Genomic DNA, 516 nt, shown 5'->3' with positions numbered 1-516 from the left:
ATTATTCAGACCGCCGGCAGCAAACAGCGTCAGGCTATAGAAGTCGATGAAGAAGGACAAGTCAGCGGACAAACCACACCGAGCAAAGACAAAGATGCCCGTTGGACAAAGAAAAACGGTTTATACAAACTCGGTTACAAACAACATACCCGCACCGATGAGGAAGGCTATATCGAGAAACTGCACATCACCCCCGCCAATACCCATGAGTGCAACCACCTGTTGCCTTTGCTGGAAGGCATTGCCGAAGACACAACCGTCTATGCAGATAAGGGCTACGACAGTGCGGAAAACCGGCAACATCTGAAAGAACATCAGTTACTGGACGGTATTATGCGCAAAGCCCACCGCAACCGTCCGCTGACGGAAGTGCAAACCAAACGCAACCGATATTTGTCGAAGACCCGTTATGTGGTCGAACAGAGCTTTGGTACGCTGCACCGTAAATTCCGCTATGCCCGGGCAGCCTATTTCGGGCTGATTAAAGTGAGTGCGCAAAGCCATCTGAAGGCGATG

General features: G+C 50.8%; 1 protein-coding gene. It reads left to right on the top strand.

Annotated features, from left to right (window positions below):
• The coding region (locus ACTHUR_RS18345) for an IS5 family transposase (protein ID WP_440400196.1) at window positions 1-516 on the top strand (516 nt) is incomplete at both ends.

The sequence above is a fragment of the Neisseria sp. P0021.S007 genome (genome assembly GCF_051956855.1).
This window is presented reverse-complemented; position numbering and strand designations above follow the sequence as displayed.